Raw genomic sequence first — 17,961 nt, forward strand, 5'->3', positions numbered from 1 at the left:
GAATACCCTCCTATATTATAATAGTTATCGATAATAATCTGAAAATTCATACAACGCATATTTAAAGGAGGAGCAAGCATGGTAAATGAGCAGAATCAAGGTTTGTACGATGCAAGAAACGAACATGATGCTTGCGGCATAGGATTTTATGCAAACATGGACAATTTACGATCGCATGATATTGTCATTAAGTCACTAGAAATGCTGCGCCGTTTGGATCACCGTGGGGGAATCGGTGCTGACGGGATGACTGGTGATGGAGCAGGAATTATGACTGAAATTCCATTTAAATTTTTCAAAGAACAGACAGACTTAGACTTGCCTGAAGAAGGTAACTACGCTGTCGGTTTCTTTTTCGCTAATGAACGCATTGCAGGTTCAAGACACGAAACAATCTTTAAAGCCTATTTTGAAACTGAAGGTCTTCGCGTGATCGGGTATCGCGATGTGCCTGTGGATGTTTCAGCTGTTGCACCGCATGTTGCTGAAACAATGCCGGTAATTCAACAGGTCTTTATCGATTTAAATCATAGTGCAGATGCGGCGAAACGCTTATATCTCGCACGTAAACAAATTGAATTTTACGGTGATGAACAAGAGTTGGAACTATACTTCACAAGTTTATCTCCGAAAACAATTGTATATAAAGGTTGGTTACGTTCTGACCAAATTAAAGGATTATATGAAGATTTAAATCATCCTGATTATGAATCTAAATTAGGTTTAGTACACTCTCGTTTCAGTACGAATACATTTCCTAGTTGGAAACGTGCCCATCCTAACCGTTTGTTGATGCATAATGGTGAAATCAATACGATTCGAGGCAATGTCAACTGGATGCGTGCACGTCAGAAACGTTTAGTTGAAACCATTTTTGATGAAAATGATCGACCAAAAGTACATGCTGTATTAGATGTAGACGGCAGTGACTCTGCAATTGTCGACAATGCGCTTGAGTTTTTATCGCTTGCGATGGAACCTGAGAAAGCTGCGATGTTATTAGTGCCTGAACCATGGCAATACAGCAAAGCTAACCAAAGTGCTGTCCGTGCTTTTTATGAGTACTACAGTTATATGATGGAACCATGGGATGGCCCAACGATGATTGCTTTCTGTAATGGTGACAAAATCGGTGCTTTGACTGACCGTAACGGTTTACGTCCAGGTCGTTATACAGTTACGAAAGACAACTATATTATCTTCTCTTCTGAAGTCGGTGTAATCGATGTAGAGGAAGAAGATGTTGCGTTTAAAGGTCGCTTGAATCCAGGTCGTTTATTACTTGTTGATTTTGATAAACACGAAGTGGTACATAACCATATGTTGAAAGCAGAAATCGCAAGCGAGTTGCCTTATGAAACATGGTTGAAAAAACATAAAGTCGATTTAGATTTGGAAGTGCCGTTTGAATCAAAAGGTTGGGATTTTGAAACGGTTGAACGTTTACAAAAACAATTCGGTTATACACGTGAAGAAATTCATAAATATATGGCTGAATTAGTACGTGGTAAGAAAGATCCAATCGGTGCGATGGGTTATGATGCTCCACTTGCGGTATTGAATGAACGTCCTGAATCATTATTCAATTACTTCAAACAATTATTCGCACAAGTTACGAATCCGCCAATTGATGCGTATCGTGAAAAAATCGTAACAAGTGAATTGTCATACTTAGGTAAAGAAGGTAACTTGCTTGTACCTGATACAGATGCGTTGAATCGTCTTCAATTGAAACATCCTGTTTTAACAGAAGCGCAATTAAAAGTAGCAGAGAACGGACCATTCCGTGCGAAACATTTATCTACAGTATATAGTGGCAGTTTAGAAGATGCGCTAGAAGTGTTGAGAGAGAAAGCGGTTGAAGCGGTTAAAGCGGGTTATGACATTTTAGTCTTAGATGACAGCAGTTTACGTGATGAACCTGGCTACGCGATTCCGATTTTACTTGCAGTCAGCTACTTGCATCAGGCGTTGATTACTGAAGATTTACGCCAAGAAACAAGTTTAGTTGCGAAAGGTGGAGAAATCCGCGAAGTCCACCATGTCGCTTGTTTATTAGGTTATGGTGCTAACGCAGTTGTACCTTATTTAGCACAAGAAACAATTGCGGCATTGGTAGAACAAGGTGAATTATCCGGACCTGTTGAAGCACAAGTGAAAACTTATACAGACGTGTTAGCTGAAGGGGTTATAAAAGTCATGTCTAAAATGGGTATTTCAACGGTTCAAAGTTATCAAGGTGCACAAATCTTTGAAGCAGTCGGTTTATCACATGACGTCATCGATAAATACTTCACAGGTACTCAATCTAAGTTATCTGGTTTAACGATTGATTTGATTGATGAAGAAAATAAAAAACGTCAAGGTCGTAAAGAAGAACATCTTGAATCAGGCAGTACGTTCCAATGGCGTCAACAAGGTCAATATCACGCTTTCAACCCAACTACTATTAGGTTGCTGCAACATGCATGTCGTGAAAATGACTATGACATGTTCAAAGAGTATTCAAAAACAGTGAATCACCAACGCACTGATCGTATTCGTCATTTAATGAAATTCAAATCACGTACACCGATCAGTATTGATGCGGTTGAACCGATTGAAGATATTGTGCACCGATTCAATACAGGTGCTATGAGTTATGGTTCAATTTCTGCCGAAGCACATAAAACTTTAGCAGAAGCGATGAACTTAATTGGCGGTAAGAGTAACAGCGGTGAAGGTGGAGAGGACCCTGAACGTTATGTGAAAGGTCCAGAAGGTGAAGATTATACAAGTACAATTAAACAAGTTGCATCAGGTCGTTTCGGTGTAACAAGTGATTATTTACAACATGCGACTGAAATTCAAATTAAAGTCGCACAAGGTGCTAAACCAGGGGAAGGCGGACAGTTGCCAGGTACGAAAGTTTATCCTTGGATTGCTGAAGTACGTGGTTCAACGCCAGGTATCGGTTTGATTTCACCACCACCTCATCATGATATTTACTCAATTGAAGACTTAGCGCAATTGATTCATGACTTGAAGAATGCGAACCCTCAAGCGAATATCGCTGTGAAATTAGTATCTAAGAGTGGTGTCGGTACAATTGCGGCAGGTGTTGCCAAAGCCTTTGCTGACAAAATCGTCATCAGCGGTTATGACGGCGGTACAGGTGCTTCACCTAAAACAAGTATTCAACATGCTGGATTGCCTTGGGAAATCGGTCTAGCAGAAACGCATCAAACATTAATGATGAACGATTTACGTTCACGTATCCGTTTAGAAACAGACGGTAAGTTATTAACTGGACATGACGTAGCTTATGCTTGTGCATTGGGTGCTGAAGAGTTTGGTTTTGCGACAGCACCGTTAGTTGTTTTAGGTTGTGTCATGATGCGTGTGTGCCATAAAGATACATGTCCTGTCGGCGTGGCTACACAAAACGAAGATTTACGTCAACTCTTTAATGGTCGTGCACATCACGTTGTTAACTTTATGCACTTTATTGCACAAGAATTACGTGAAGTACTCGCTGAACTTGGTTTACGTTCTGTTGAAGAATTGATTGGCCGAACTGATTTATTAGAAGCAAATCATTCGGTAGCTAATGAAAAAGCACGTTCACTTGATGTGGCACCGTTGCTTTATCAAAATGAAGGACCGACATCCAAACAAATTGAGCAACAGCATCACTTAGAAAAAGGTTTCGATCAAACAGAATTGATTCCGGATGCTGAAGCAGCAATTCAAGACGGTACTTTATTTAGAGGGACATATAAGTTGTGCAATGAGCAGCGTGATGTAGGCGTAACTGCCGGCAGCTTGATTACTCGTGCACATGGAGCGGAAGGTTTACCCGAAGATACAATCTATGTTGAAACTACAGGCCATGCAGGCCAAAGTGTCGGTGCATTTACACCTTCAGGATTAACAATTCATCATACAGGTGATGCCAATGACTATGTTGGTAAAGGTTTATCCGGAGGTAAGATTATCATTAATGCGCCAAATGAAGAACGTGAAGAAAATATTATTGTCGGTAATGTATGCTTCTATGGCGCTACAAGCGGTAAAGCCTTTATTAACGGTTATGCCGGTGAGCGTTTCTGTATCAGAAACAGTGGTGTTCATGCAGTTGTAGAAGGTATCGGAAATCATGGTTTAGAGTATATGACTGGCGGTCGTGTCATCGTATTAGGTAATGTCGGTGACAACTTCGGTCAAGGTATGAGTGGCGGTGTCGCTTACATCTTCCCTGATGATGTGGAACACTTCAAATCGTACAATGCATTGCCAACACTTGATTTCGATACCATTACTGAACCAGAAGAATTTTCAATTATTAAAGACATGTTAGAAGAACATGTTCAATACACAGACAGCAAAAAAGCCAAAGCAGTATTAGCTGATTTTGATCATGTGGCTCAAAAAGTTGTCAAAGTTATTCCAAAAGACTACAAATTAATGATGCATAAAATTGAAGATCAAGAACGTAAAGCAGACAATTCTAAAGCAGCAATTTTGAATGCCTTCTACGATACACGTAAAGCAACAGACTTAGAAGGACCATTCTCAGTTGTTTATTAACGAAATAAGAAGGAGTGTTTAGATATGGGTGAATTCAAAGGTTTTATGAAATATGACAAACAAGCACTGCCGGAACTTTCGTTAGCAGAGCGTTTAACGAACCATCTTCAATTCCAGCAGCGTTTCACTAAAGAAGATGCACAGCGTCAAGGTGCGCGTTGTATGGATTGTGGTACACCGTTTTGTCAAACAGGTCAAAGTTTAGGACGACAAACAATCGGTTGTCCAATCGGTAACTATATTCCAGAATGGAACGATTTAGTTTATCACGGTGATTTCAGAGAGGCTTATGAACGTCTCTCTGAAACTAATAACTTCCCTGACTTTACAGGACGTGTCTGTCCAGCACCTTGTGAACAAGCGTGTGTGATGAAAATTAATCGAGAGTCGATCGCAATCAAGGGGATTGAGAGAACGATTATTGATGAAGCATTTGAAAATGGATGGGTACAACCGCGCGTACCAGAGAAACGCTTAGGACAATCCGTTGCGATTGTCGGAAGTGGACCTGCTGGTTTAACAGCTGCGGATGAATTAAATGCGAAGGGGTATGATGTGACAGTTTATGAACGTGCACATGAACCAGGCGGCTTATTAATGTACGGTATTCCAAATATGAAATTGGATAAAGCAGTTGTTCGTCGCAGAGTTCATTTGATGGAAGAAGCGGGTGTGAAATTTATCACTGATACAGAAGTTGGTGTCGATATTTCCCGGGAAACATTAGATGAACAATTTGATGCGATTATCGTTTGTACTGGATCACATCAAGCGAGAGATTTACCGCTTGAAGGCCGTATGGGACAAGGTATCCATTTTGCCTTAGATTATTTAACAGAACAAACACAAATCTTAAATGGTGAATTGAAACCAGAAGATGCGACAATCAGTGCAGAAGGTAAAAATGTGATTGTAATCGGTGCCGGTGATACAGGTGCCGACTGTGTCGCAACAGCTTTACGTGAAAACTGTAAATCTATTGTACAGTTCAACCAGTTCACAAGATTACCAGAGCGTTATGAAATAGAAGGTAATCCATATTGGCCGATGTCTATGCCAGTCTTTAAAATGGATTATGCACATAGTGAATACGAAGAAAAATTCGGTTTTGAACCACGTGCATATGGTGAAAACTCTATGCGTTACGACGTTGATAAGCTTGGTAATGTACGTGGTGTGTATACGCAAACATTGCGACAACTACCAGATGGTTCAACAGAAATGAATGATACTTTACGTCATTGGCCAGCTGACTTAGTCTTGTTAGCAATTGGCTTTATCGGTACTGAAAATACCGTACCGAATGATTTTAACTTAAAAACAGAACGTAACAGTATCGTTGCGAATGATAAAGATTATGCGACAAGTCAACCGCATATCTTTGCGGCAGGTGACGCGAGACGTGGTCAAAGTTTAGTCGTTTGGGCGATTAAAGAAGGACGCGGTGTTGCGAAAGCTGTACACAAATATCTACAAAAACAAACTGTATTCAGTTAATAATACAACACACAGCTATAATCAAATGGCTGTGTGTTTTAATTTTGCGTCATTCTCACAAAACTTAACATTAATTTTTTAAGCAATGTTGACTTCTTTTTATAAATATCATATAATAGTTCTTGTGCTTATTTTGGAGGAATACCCAAGTCCGGCTGAAGGGATCGGTCTTGAAAACCGACAGGGGCTTAACGGCTCGCGGGGGTTCGAATCCCTCTTCCTCCGCCATTATTTTTAAATCCAAGACTAATAGATATAAAAAGGCAATCACTCAACTGTTACGTTGAATGATTGCCTTTTTAGTTTCTGTTATAACTTCAACGTTATAGGGTTTGGTTCAACTATAGGTTTAAATTGTGCAAAATTAAGGAATGAAAGAGTGACGAAACAACGGAGGTACACTCATATGGAAATTAAAGTTTCAAGTGTTTTTGTGGAAGATCAAGACCATGCATTAAAATTTTATACTGAAGTATTAGGGTTTCAAAAACATGCAGACGAACCTGCGGGAGAATACAGATGGCTGACAGTTGTATCACCAGAGAATCCTGAAGGCACTGAATTATTATTAGAACCTAATCAACATCCTGTCGCAAAGGCTTATCAAGATGGTCTGAAGCAAGAAGGGATTCCTTGCACGATGTTTGATGTAGAGGATGTACAAGCAACTTATCAAAATTTAAAAGAACACGGTGTAGGGTTCACCATGGCACCTATGGATATGGGAAATGGTGTAAAGTTTGCGGTGTTTGATGATACTTGCGGTAATTTAATTCAAATTATAGAGCGTCCATAGTGATGGTGTTTTAGCGAAGAAGCGGTAATCTTTTTGTAGGATTATCGCTTTTTTAAAAATATTTCTGATGAAAGCCTTTACATAACTTGTCTAGACAAGTACAATAGATTCAAAGATAAAATAAAGGGAGTGAGTCAGATGGCTGTAAAAGATAAAGATGTTAAACAGATTGTGGAAGCAATCGGGGGAGCTGAAAACTTAGAGACAGCGACGCACTGTGTCACGAGATTACGTTTAGTATTAAAAGATGATGATAAAGTAAATAAGGATGAATTAAGTGAGAATCCGCTCGTTAAAGGACAATTTAAAGCGGATAATCAATATCAAATTGTCATTGGCCCGGGGACAGTCGATGAAGTATATAAACGTTTTATGAATGAAGTCGGTAAAGAAGGAGCTTCTAAAGATGAAGTAAAAGCAGCGGCTGCGAAAAAAGGTAATCCGTTGCAGAGACTCGTAAAATTATTAGGGGATATCTTCATCCCAATCTTACCAGCTATCGTAACTGCCGGTTTATTAATGGGGATTTATAACCTTTTAACAATGGAGGACTTATTCGGTCCGCAACCATTAGTGAAACAATTCCCGCAAATTCATGACTTCGCAGACATTGTGAACGTGATTGCGACAACCGCATTTATCTTCTTACCAGCGTTGATTGGTTGGAGTAGTATGCGTGTATTCGGTGGTAACCCAGTACTTGGTTTAGTATTAGGACTTGTCTTAATGCATCCGCAATTGGTATCACAATATGCTTTAAATGAAGGATCTAAGATTCCTGTTTGGCATATCTTCGGATTAGATGTAAAACAGTTAAACTATCAAGGACAAGTATTACCCGTATTATTAGCTTCTTATGTTTTAGCACAAATTGAAAAAGGCTTAAACAAAGTCGTTCATGACTCAATTAAGATGTTAGTTGTAGGCCCTATCGCATTATTAGTAACAGGGTTCCTTGCATTCTTAGTTATTGGACCGATTGCTTTATGGATTGGTACAGGTATTACAGATGTCGTTACATTCTTATTCAACCGCGCAGGTTGGTTAGGCGGCGCGATTTACGGCTTATTCTACGCACCGCTTGTAATTACAGGTTTGCACCACATGTTCTTAGCTGTGGACTTCCAATTAATGGGTAGCTCATTAAAAGGGACATACTTATGGCCGATTCTTGCGATTTCAAATATCTGTCAAGGTTCAGCAGCGCTTGGTGCTTGGTACGTCTACAAACGTCGTAAGATGGTAAAAGAACAAGGTTTAGCGATTACATCAAGTGTGTCTGGTTTACTAGGTGTTACAGAACCGGCAATGTTCGGGGTAAACATTCCATTAAAATATCCATTTGTTGCGGCAATTTTAACATCAGGTGTGCTCGGTGCTTTCATCGGTGCCAGCAAAGTATTAGGTAACGTTGGTGTCGGCGGTGTGCCCGCAATCATTTCTATCCAAAAAGAATACTGGGTAGTCTATGCGATTTGTACAGTTATTGCGGTGATTGTACCAGCCATTCTAACAGTCATCTTCTCAAAATTTGCGAAAACAAAAGCAAAAGAAATGGTAGATTAAGTTATTATAGATATATAAAACGTACGTTTAAAAAACAGAACATCATATAAAAGGTGTTCTGTTTTTTTATAAAGAGAGAGGAAAAGGTGATCATACTATGAAACATAACGATTGGAGAAAGTCTGTTGTTTATCAAATTTATCCAAAATCATTTAACGACACGACAGGAAATGGTGTAGGAGATTTAAACGGGATTATTGAAAAGATGGATTATCTAGAGTATTTAGGTGTCGATTACCTTTGGTTAACACCAGTGTATCAATCACCGATGAATGACAATGGTTATGATATCAGTGATTACTATAATATTAATGAAGACTTCGGAACGAAAGAAGAGTTAAGACGTTTACTAGATGAAGCGCATGCGCATAATTTAAAAGTGATGATGGATATCGTCATCAATCACACGTCAACAGAACATGAGTGGTTTAAATCAGCGATTTCATCAAAAGAAAATCCATATCGTGATTATTACTTCTTCCGTAAGCCCGCAAAAGAAGGTACGCCTCCGACAAACTGGGAGTCAAAATTTGGGGGTAATGCATGGAAGTATGATGAAAAAACCGATGAATATTACTTACATCTTTTTGACGTGACGCAAGCAGACTTGAACTGGGAAAATCCTGAAGTGAGAGCAGCATTATACGACATGATCAATTATTGGATTGATTTCGGTGTAGATGGTTTCCGCTTTGACGTTATCAATTTAATTTCCAAAGATGAATTCAAAGATTCTGAAGCGATTGGGAAAGAGTTCTATACAGATGGTCCACGTGTACATGAATTCATTCATGAAATGAATCGAGAAACATTCGGAGGCAAAGACTTAATGACAGTCGGAGAAATGTCTTCAACTACGATTGAAAATTGTATTAAGTATACGAAACCAGAGCGTGAAGAATTAAATAGTGTGTTTAACTTCCATCATTTAAAAGTAGATTATGAGAATGGTGAAAAATGGACGTATGCAGATTATGATTTCTTAGCACTTAAACGCATTTTGATGGAATGGCAAGTGGGTATTCATGAAGGCGGCGGTTGGAACGCGATCTTTTGGTGCAATCACGATCAGCCCCGTGTTGTTTCTCGTTTTGGAGATGATTCAACAGAGGAATTACGTCAAAAGAGTGCGAAAATGTTAGCTGTAGCACTGCATATGCTGCAAGGGACACCTTATATTTATCAAGGTGAAGAAATCGGAATGACTAATCCGCATTTCACAAGTATTGATCAATATCGCGATGTTGAATCGTTGAATGCGTATCGTAATTTAAAAGAACAAGGTGTAGAAGAAGCACGTATTATGCAGATTCTTGCGCAAAAATCTCGTGATAATTCACGTACACCTATGCAGTGGACACCGGCTGAAAATGCTGGCTTTACAAGTGGTACACCTTGGATTGATATTCCAGACAACGCACGTTATATTAATGTTGAAGATGAAATTGAAAATGAACATTCTGTTTTACAAACATACCGTGAATTAATCCGCTTACGTCATGAACATGATATTATAACGTATGGAGATATAACGCCGTTATATATGGATGATAAGCAATTAATGATTTATCGTCGTACGTATCAAAATCAACAATGGTTGGTAATCGCAAACTTTAGTAAAGAAGCGGCTTTATTACCAGAAGATCTTGAAACAACAGGAGAGGTTGTTTTAGAGCGCGGTACGATTGTAGATGGAGAAATTGAAGGTTATGGTGCGATTGTCATTGCACAAGAGGATAACTAGGCACTATAACGATTAAGACGAATGAAGGATAGAGTGAGAACGATGATGACGAAACCGAAGAAATTCACCAAGATTTATGATGATTTAAGAACGCAAATTGTAAATGAAAAGTTGGAATATGGGGCACAACTGCCTTCTGAACATGATTTGGTCACAATGTATCACGCTTCTCGTGAAACAGTACGTCGTGCACTGAATTTATTGGTCAGTGAAGGTATGATTCAAAAAATCAGAGGCAAAGGCTCAATTGTGATTTATCAAGGTGTTAAAGAATTTCCGTTTTCTAAGCTGACAAGTTTCAAAGAGGTCCAACAAAATTTAGGGATTACTTTAGAAACAGAAGTGAAATTATTAGAAACTGTACGAGCACAAGAAGTTCCTGCTGTCCAAGAAGCACTAGATTTAACTAACAATGCCGTGTTGTGGCATCTTGTGCGTTATCGTAAAATGGATGGCAGAGTCAAAATTATAGATGAAGATTACTTGGTGGAAGCTGTCGTTCCAGGTTTAACAGAAACGATTGTGAAGAATTCGCTTTATGAATATATTGAGCAACAACTTAAACAAGAGATTAGTTATTCTAGTAAGGCCATTACGTTTGAGGCGTTTGGAGAAGCGGAATATGAAGCTTTCGGACAAGTAAATCCACCTTACACTGCCACCGTCAGAGGTGTCGTGCATTTAAAAGATACAACGAAATTCCAATACAATATCGCAAAACATATTGCGACTGAATTCAGATTTGTGGATTTCTCAAGAAGATAAGGAAGAAAATGAAGCACTTATTAAGAGGAAGATTTACAAATCATTAATACTTGCATTACCTGCTTAATATATAGTAAGATATAACTTGCCGTGCTAGGTGGGGAGGTAGCGGTTCCCTATTCTCGAAATCCGCTTATGCGAGACTGAATACTTTGCCTAGGGTGTGTACTTGTGAAGTCTGCCCAAAGCACGAGGTGTTTGAAGATTTCGGTCCTATGCAATATGAACCCATGAATCATGTCAGGTCCTGACGGAAGCAGCATTAAGTGGATTATCATATGTGCCGTAGGGTAGCCGAGATTTAGCTGTCGACTTTGGTAACGTTCATGATACACATTCAAAGCAAAGTTGCGCGGTTTTTTTATGTCTATAATGAACCAATATATAAAGAAGTGCTTTCATAAGGTAGGTTGAAACTTATCTTATGAAAGCACTTTTTAATTTGGATTATTTAATGGTTGTCATGGGCAGCTTTAACTAAATACTTCGTGAACTCTGAAATCTGTTTTTGTTTCTCGGAATCTTCCATATAAAGGACTCCGTATTCTATCATTTGATTAAATGGTGCACCTACAGAAACTGTAGTAATCATATCACGTTGATAATAAGGCGTGCTTTCTACCATTAAATCCGACAGAATACTGATACCTAAGCCTTCCGCAACAGAATTGAATAATACACCGACGTTTTCAGTGGAAAATAATAGGTTGATTGAACCATTCTTTTCTTCGAAATTTTGGATGTTCTTTTTATAGAAGTTGCGATCATATAGAATGAATGGGAAGCCTTTGATATCTTCTAGTGAAAGTTGTTTATAGTAAGCAAGTTTAGAGTCACTTGGGACAATAGCGGTAAAACCGCTAGAGAATAATGGCGCATAACGTGCACCACGTACGTCTAAGTCTTCTTCTTTTAAGATAGTATATAAACCGATGTCAGCTTCTCCGCTGACAACTAAACGTTGAACTTCATCATTTTCAGCTTCAGTAATTTGTACATCAATATTGGGGTTGTCTCTTTTAAATGTAGACATTACACTTGGGACGATAGTCATAAATAAACTTGGAACTGTAGCAATTGAAAGGGTCCCTTTCATTTCTGAATTCAAAGTTTCAATTTTCTCGTAAAGTGTGGATTCTTGTTCTAACAGATCTAAGATGAAGGGATATATTTCTTTGCCTTGCGGTGTTAAAGTTGTACCACTTTTTTGACGTTGAAACAGCTTTAAATTTAATTCGTCTTCTAAATGAGAGATAGACTGACTTAACGCGGATTGCGTGATATGTAATAAGGTTGCTGCTTTTGTAATTGAACCTGTTTCAGTGATTGTTTTAACATAATATAACTGTGTGAAATTCATAACTATACCTCTTATTCATTAGTTCTGCTTATGAAAACATTAATAAATTCCATTATACATTAGTGTTATTTATGATTATAATAGTTTCATTGAAAATTTTGTGACGTATAGAGGGAGTGTACAAATATGTATCGTCATTTGTGGACGAAAGATTTTATATTTATTACATTGATTAACTTCTTAATGTATATCATTCATTACGCCTTAATCGTAACTGTAACTTCTTTTACAATAGATACTTTCCATGCGGGAGAAGGTATGGGTGGCTTAGCTGCTGGTATCTTTATTATTGGAATGTTATTCGGGCGTTTATTTACTGGGAAATATATTGATCAGCTTAATTTGAAAAAGACACTTTTAGCAAGTTTGGTCTTTTCATTTGTGGCCATAGCGTTGTATTTCCTTATTCATAGCTTATTAGTTTTAATCATTGTGCGTTTAATCCATGGTATAGCATTTGGGATGGCTTCTACAACAACAGGAACGTATTCATCTACGATTGTGCCAGAAGATCGAAAAGGTGAAGGTATCGGCTATTACGCACTAAGTACAACAGTAGCTTCAGCGATTGGTCCTTTCTTAGGTATTTTAATCAACCAACGCTTCAGTTTTGAAAGTAACTTCATTGTATGTTTAATCTGTATCTTACTTGCTGGGGTTTTATCACTCTTTATCTCTAATATTAGACAACCTATGGTAGATGCAGAGAATAAAGAAGTGAATTCAGCTAAAGGCATCGGCCAATTTCTACAAAAACAGGCCATACCGATTTCTATTGTCATTGTCTTTGTAGGGATTGCATATTCAAGCGTACTCGCATTCTTAGATTCGTATGCCAGTCACATTGGTTTAGCGGCTGCCGCAAGTTTCTTCTTTGTGGTTTACGCATTTAGTACGTTCGTTGTCAGACCGATTACAGGTAAAGTGTTCGATAATTATGGTGCGAATAAAGTTGTTTATCCTGTGTTAGTACTATTCGTCATTGGCTTAGTGTTATTAAGTGTGACGCATAGCAGCTGGATGTTATTATTCTCAGCTATATTCATCGGTATTGGTTATGGTACATTAATTCCATCTTTCCAAACGATTGCGATTCAAGCCTCACCACCTGAAAAGATTGGACTTGCGACTTCAACATTCTATATCTTTGCGGATTTAGGTGCTGGTGCTGGTCCAACGTTACTCGGCATTTTAATTGGTAGTGTAGGCTATCGAAACCTTTATATGTTAATGGCATTATTACTAGTTGGTGTAATTGCGCTTTATTATTTCATGCATGGTCGTAAACATAAAACAATGGAATATTAATCAAAAATGCGGTGTACCTGTAAAGAGGTATACCGCATTGTTCTTAGTTCAAAGTGTTTTTTCTTTTAAAATTTCTTCTGCGCTTTTGAATTGAATACCATAGCGTAAAAAGACGATGCCACAAATCAAGCCTGGCAGAACTGCCCATATATTATACAAAACAACAAAATTGGCTAGACACAATACAATAAACACGATGCCTAAAAGGGTATAAGCTTTATTTTTCATTACCATGTGTGTCGCCCCCTTAATGGATTTTGACAATGCTGACTTAGTTAACTCATATCTTATCACATAATTTACATTAATTTTACAAATATTATATAATTTCTTCAAAAAAGGAGCGTCATGGGTTTTTAGCGATTGACGAAAATGCATAAACCCATATTAATAAGAGAAAAAAGTAAGTTGCGTTATAATGTACTTATTACTTTTTACTGAATAACGGAGGGGAACGTATGCAGATATTTCTAGGTACAGTAACAGAAAACGATTATCCAGTGATTGCACACTTAAAAGACAAAAAAGATAGTGAAGGGCTCTTCGAAGGGGAATATTACGAAGATAGTTTGCGTGAATTAAGACGCTTGCCTAACTATAATCATGATTTTGAAATGATTGCGCGTACTGATGATAATGAAATCGTTGGTCATATTTTGATGATGCAAGAGTTGATTCGAAATGAAGAAGATATACAGCGCCCTTTAATGATACGTTCATTATCTGTGAAAGAGGATTATAGAGAATATGGAATCGGCAAGGCTTTGGTAGAAGCAGTAGAAAGCCGAGCAAAAGAGGCTGGCTATAATGAAATTATTGTAGAGGGTGAACCAGATTATTTTAGATCGCTCGGTTTTATCCCTTTAAGTAATTTCAGTGTAGAAGTTCCAGAGGGTGAAGATATAGATCAATATAGTGTTTATCTATTGTGGGATACTTTAGATGCGCATCCACAAGGACAGTTAATCTTTGAAAATGAAGTTTGATTTCTATAATCGCATTGCATCCTGTCTGCGTGCTATAATAATGATGATTTGTATTCGGAGGTGCGAAAGTGAATTATCAAGCTTTATATAGAATGTATCGACCACAAAGTTTCAGTGATGTGGTTGGACAAGAGCATGTAACTAAGACGCTCCGTAACGCGATTGCTAAAGGTAAACAATCGCATGCTTATATTTTCAGTGGTCCTAGAGGGACTGGGAAAACGAGTATTGCGAAAGTATTTGCGAAAGCAATCAACTGTCCTAACAGCGTTGACGGAGAACCCTGTAATGAATGCGACATTTGTAAGAGTATTACGCAAGGCTCTAATTCAGATGTCATTGAAATTGACGCAGCAAGTAATAATGGTGTCGATGAAATCAGAAACATACGAGATAAAGTGAAATACGCACCATCACAATCAAAATATAAAGTCTATATTATCGATGAAGTGCATATGCTGACAACGGGTGCATTTAATGCGTTGTTAAAAACGTTAGAAGAACCGCCAGCACATGCTATTTTTATTCTGGCGACAACGGAACCGCATAAAATTCCGCCTACTATTATTTCACGTGCGCAACGCTTTGATTTCAAAGCTATCAGTTTAGATCAAATTATTGATCGTTTGCGTTATGTTTCGGAATCTCAACATATTGAATTCGATGAAGAAGCGATTGCGTTTATTGCGAAAGCATCAGAAGGTGGTATGCGTGATGCATTGAGTATCATGGACCAAGCGATTGCATTCGGTGATGAACACTTAACATTGCAAGATGCGTTGAATGTAACTGGTAGTGTAGATGAAGCTTCTCTGAATGCTTTATTAAATGATGTCGCAAATGGAGAAGTGAAAGCAGCTTTTGCACGCTATCATCAATTTATAGAAGACGGTAAGGAAGTCAATCGTTTAATTAATGATCTGATTTACTTTGTACGTGATACGATTATGAATAAAACAGCCCAAAATCAAACAGAATATGATGCTTTGATGGGCTTTGACTTTGATACCTTATATAAAATGATTGATTTAATTAATGATACATTAGTATCTGTGCGTTTTAGTGTAAATCAAAACGTACACTTTGAAGTATTATTAGTTAAATTGGCGGAATTGATTAAAGCGGGTGGAGCTTCTAAAACATCAGAGCCTCAAACTTCAATGAATCAACCGCAAGCAACGCAAACAGCAGGTGCCAATGATGTTAATAGTGCTTTATTACAACGTTTAGAACATCTTGAGCAAGAATTGCACGCTTTAAAACAACAAGGTGTTCCACAAGTGAACACTCCACCTAAGCAACAAACAGCCTCTAGAGGGCGTCGTAAGAGTAAGAACAGCTACTCTATGACGCAAATTGCGAAGGTACTAGATAATGCGAATAAAGAAGATATTCAATTATTAAAAGAGCATTGGCAAGAAGTAATTGATCATGCGAAAAATCACAATCAAAAAGCGTTGGTGAGTTTATTGCAAAACTCTATTCCAGTCGCAGCGAGTGAAAAAAGCGTCTTGGTTCAATTTGAAGCAGAGATTCATTGTGAAATCGTAAATGACGATGATGAGAAACGTAAAAACTTAGAAGAAGTTGTACGCAGTATTATCAACAAAGATGTTGCAGTTGTCGGTGTACCTGCAGACCAATGGATGCAAGTACGCTCTGAATATCTTCAAAATCGAAAACGTAATCAACAAGCAAACCAAACAGAAACGAAACAAGAAGCACCTCAAGATGATATTGTTCAAAAAGCCAAAGACATGTTTGGTGAAGACACTGTTCATGTCATGGATGAAGAATAAAGTAAATACAGCACACAGCCTTTCAGATACCATCATTGTCGAAAGACCTGTGTGCTTTGTGTTATAATTTGCATATCAATAGAAGAGATAGGAGAGTAAATAATGGGTTTCTTCCATTATAAGTAAAAAAATCGATTGAATACGATTGAACTCTTGTATCTTAGACTTATGTTGAATAATAAAGCTAGAATCTAAGGAGGAACTATATTATGCGCGGTGGCGGAAATATGCAACAAATGATGAAACAAATGCAGAAAATGCAAAAGAAAATGGCTGAAGAGCAAGAAAAATTAAAAGACGAAAGAGTTAAAGGTACAGCAGGCGGCGGTATGGTGACTGTAACTGTAACAGGTCATAAAGAAGTCGTGGATGTTGAAATCAATGAAGAAGCAGTCGACCCAGATGATGTTGAAATGCTTCAAGATTTAGTGTTAGCTGCTACAAATGAAGCGATGAATAAAGCAGATGAATTAACATCAGAACGCTTAGGCAAACACACTAAAGGCTTGAACATTCCTGGAATGTGATAAGCCATGCATTATCCAGAACCAATTTCGAAACTTATTGATAGTTTCATGAAATTGCCAGGCATTGGGCCGAAAACGGCACAACGTCTGGCATTTCATGTCTTAGATATGAAAGAAGATGACGTCGTTCAATTCGCAAAAGCACTTGTAGATGTCAAACGTGAATTAACATATTGCAGTACATGTGGTCATATTACTGAAGAAGACCCTTGTTATATTTGCCAAGATAAACAGAGAGATCGTTCTGTCATTTGTGTGGTTGAAGACGACAAGGATGTTATTGCAATGGAAAAAATGAGGGAGTATAAAGGGTTATATCATGTATTGCATGGTGCAATCTCTCCAATGGATGGTATCGGGCCGGAGGATATTAATATTCCTTCATTAATAGAACGATTAAAAGATGAAGAAGTAAAAGAATTGATTCTTGCGATGAATCCTAACTTAGAGGGTGAATCGACAGCAATGTATATTTCTCGACTTGTGAAACCAATCGGTATTAAAGTCACAAGATTGGCGCAAGGTCTTTCTGTAGGCGGAGACTTAGAATATGCAGATGAAGTGACTTTGTCACGCGCAATTGCTGGCAGAACAGAGATGTAAAATCAGTGCAGAAGTGTCATAATACTAGAGGTTCAACCTCTTATTATGCCCTTCTGCACTTTTTTAAAACTTTTTTAGAAAAAAATAAAGTTTGGTTTTTGTGAGGAATGTTAAGAGGTTGTGAAGGGTTATAGAAATGTAAGGGGATATTTAACGAACATTAAAAGTTTCATCAGAATAAAAGTACGGAAAATAGCGTCATCGAGTAGTTTAAGAGCGAAAAAAAGATGGGTTTTAAGGGTTGCAAAAAAACGCAGAAGCTAGTATAGTTAATACCTGTTGAACGAACGAAACAAATAACTTCAACAATCACATAGAAAAAACTTCTTAAAAAACTTTTAAAAAAGTGTTGACTTTGAAGTTTTAAGAGAGTATAATTGATTCTTGTGAGTCGGAAAAATAAACCGAATGAACATTGAAAACTGAATGACAATATGTCAA

General features: G+C 37.9%; 13 protein-coding genes, 1 tRNA gene and 1 other RNA gene. 13 read left to right on the forward strand and 2 right to left on the reverse strand.

What is annotated here, in order from left to right; genetic code table 11:
* Positions 1-78: 78 nt before the first annotated feature.
* From gltB to ffs, 8 genes are all read left to right on the forward strand, one after another.
* On the forward strand, positions 79-4,569 hold the full coding sequence (gltB, locus tag HMPREF3031_RS02380; protein ID WP_002480387.1) for a glutamate synthase large subunit: 4,491 nt from the start codon (positions 79-81) through the stop codon (positions 4,567-4,569).
* A 24-nt stretch (positions 4,570-4,593) separates the two neighbouring features.
* On the forward strand, positions 4,594-6,066 hold the full coding sequence (locus HMPREF3031_RS02385; protein ID WP_002480388.1) for a glutamate synthase subunit beta: 1,473 nt from the start codon (positions 4,594-4,596) through the stop codon (positions 6,064-6,066).
* Positions 6,067-6,201: 135 nt separating this feature from the next.
* Positions 6,202-6,294, forward strand: a tRNA-Ser gene (locus HMPREF3031_RS02390).
* Positions 6,295-6,472: 178 nt separating this feature from the next.
* Positions 6,473-6,862, forward strand: coding sequence for a VOC family protein (locus HMPREF3031_RS02395; protein WP_002480389.1), 390 nt, complete (start codon positions 6,473-6,475; stop codon positions 6,860-6,862).
* Between the two features lie 138 nt (positions 6,863-7,000).
* Positions 7,001-8,428: a PTS system trehalose-specific EIIBC component gene (gene treP / locus HMPREF3031_RS02400; RefSeq protein WP_002480390.1), complete on the forward strand. Its 1,428-nt coding sequence runs from the start codon at positions 7,001-7,003 to the stop codon at positions 8,426-8,428.
* A gap of 97 nt (positions 8,429-8,525) precedes the next feature.
* Positions 8,526-10,172 carry an alpha,alpha-phosphotrehalase gene (gene treC, locus HMPREF3031_RS02405; RefSeq protein WP_002480391.1) on the forward strand — a complete coding sequence of 549 codons (1,647 nt, stop codon included), beginning with the start codon at positions 8,526-8,528 and terminating at the stop codon, positions 10,170-10,172.
* A gap of 42 nt (positions 10,173-10,214) precedes the next feature.
* On the forward strand, positions 10,215-10,937 hold the full coding sequence (treR, locus tag HMPREF3031_RS02410) for a trehalose operon repressor (protein WP_002480392.1): 723 nt from the start codon (positions 10,215-10,217) through the stop codon (positions 10,935-10,937).
* Positions 10,938-11,025: 88 nt separating this feature from the next.
* Positions 11,026-11,293, forward strand: an RNA gene (ffs, locus tag HMPREF3031_RS02415) — signal recognition particle sRNA large type.
* Between the two features lie 95 nt (positions 11,294-11,388).
* On the opposite strand, the gene HMPREF3031_RS02420 is transcribed toward ffs, so the two are convergent.
* Positions 11,389-12,297 (reverse strand): LysR family transcriptional regulator, encoded by a 909-nt coding sequence (locus tag HMPREF3031_RS02420; protein ID WP_002480393.1) that lies wholly within the window; start codon positions 12,295-12,297, stop codon positions 11,389-11,391.
* A gap of 126 nt (positions 12,298-12,423) precedes the next feature.
* Here HMPREF3031_RS02420 and HMPREF3031_RS02425 point away from each other — a divergent pair, with 126 nt between their 5' ends.
* Entirely contained in the window at positions 12,424-13,605 is a 1,182-nt protein-coding gene (locus HMPREF3031_RS02425) for an MFS transporter (protein WP_002480394.1), read from the forward strand.
* A 48-nt stretch (positions 13,606-13,653) separates the two neighbouring features.
* Here the strand turns inward: HMPREF3031_RS02425 and HMPREF3031_RS02430 are convergent, their stop codons facing one another.
* The gene (locus HMPREF3031_RS02430; RefSeq protein ID WP_002480395.1) at positions 13,654-13,839 is read right to left on the reverse strand and encodes a hypothetical protein; all 186 of its coding nucleotides are present in this window, start codon (positions 13,837-13,839) and stop codon (positions 13,654-13,656) included.
* 224 nt (positions 13,840-14,063) lie between these two features.
* Here HMPREF3031_RS02430 and HMPREF3031_RS02435 point away from each other — a divergent pair, with 224 nt between their 5' ends.
* From HMPREF3031_RS02435 to recR, 4 genes are all read left to right on the forward strand, one after another.
* Positions 14,064-14,591 (forward strand): GNAT family N-acetyltransferase, encoded by a 528-nt coding sequence (locus HMPREF3031_RS02435; protein WP_002480396.1) that lies wholly within the window; start codon positions 14,064-14,066, stop codon positions 14,589-14,591.
* A 68-nt stretch (positions 14,592-14,659) separates the two neighbouring features.
* On the forward strand, positions 14,660-16,390 hold the full coding sequence (gene dnaX, locus HMPREF3031_RS02440) for a DNA polymerase III subunit gamma/tau (protein ID WP_070724578.1): 1,731 nt from the start codon (positions 14,660-14,662) through the stop codon (positions 16,388-16,390).
* Between the two features lie 209 nt (positions 16,391-16,599).
* Positions 16,600-16,917 (forward strand): YbaB/EbfC family nucleoid-associated protein, encoded by a 318-nt coding sequence (locus tag HMPREF3031_RS02445; protein WP_002480398.1) that lies wholly within the window; start codon positions 16,600-16,602, stop codon positions 16,915-16,917.
* A gap of 6 nt (positions 16,918-16,923) precedes the next feature.
* Complete coding sequence (gene recR / locus HMPREF3031_RS02450) at positions 16,924-17,520, forward strand: recombination mediator RecR (RefSeq protein WP_002480399.1); 597 nt, start codon at positions 16,924-16,926, stop codon at positions 17,518-17,520.
* Positions 17,521-17,961: the final 441 nt, after the last annotated feature.

Origin of the sequence: Staphylococcus sp. HMSC072B07 (assembly GCF_001815505.1) — a bacterium.
Lineage (GTDB): Bacteria > Bacillota > Bacilli > Staphylococcales > Staphylococcaceae > Staphylococcus > Staphylococcus simulans.